Source organism: Nocardiopsis lucentensis DSM 44048, from assembly GCF_000341125.1.
In the GTDB taxonomy this organism is placed as follows: Bacteria; Actinomycetota; Actinomycetes; order Streptosporangiales; family Streptosporangiaceae; genus Nocardiopsis; species Nocardiopsis lucentensis.
Map to the genome: position 1 here is coordinate 1 of NZ_ANBC01000354.1, position 582 is coordinate 582.

Here is a 582-nt window from a genome sequence, read left to right on the forward strand (position 1 = left end):
GGTCGAAGGAGACGCCGTCCGGGCTGAGCGCCGACAGGTCCAGGTCGGCTCCGGCCGTGTACAGGGCGGCCAGGGCGTCGAGGAAGGGGCGGGCGGGGTCCGGCCCGACGGCCAGCAGCGGGTGCTCGCGATCGTCCCACACCAGGGCGGCGGCGTAGGCGTCGGTGTCGGCGGGTTCGGCGGCCGTGCGCACGCCCAGACCGGTCAGGGCGCCGGCCAGGGCGGCGGCCGGGTCGGTGTCGGGGCTCGCGAGGTCCAGGCCCGGCAACGCGTCGGCCAGGGAGCGAACGGCGTCGGCCAGGGCCCGGCGGTCCCGCCCCAGGCGCAGGGTCACGGTGCGGCCCGCGGTGGCGGCGGGGGGCGGTGCGGCGGCCAGCGCGGCGCGCAGGTTGTCGGCCAGTTCGGCGGCGTCGGCTCCGGTGGCGGCGACCCGGTGGGGCAGGTGCGCCCGGCCGAGGCGCAGGGTGTGGCAGGCCGGGGCCGGGTCGGCGCCGCGGGCCAGGTGGTGGCCGACGCGGTCGACGAGGTCGGACAGCGCGGCGCGGTCGCGGGCCGAGACGGTGACCAGTTCCCGGCGGGCGG

The 582-nt window shown here is 80.8% G+C and carries 1 protein-coding gene; it reads right to left on the reverse strand.

Going from position 1 to position 582, the window contains the following annotated elements; all coding sequences use genetic code 11:
- On the reverse strand, positions 1 to 582 hold a 582-nt coding region (locus D471_RS40150), incomplete at both ends, for a CurL C-terminal domain-containing protein (RefSeq protein ID WP_040689393.1).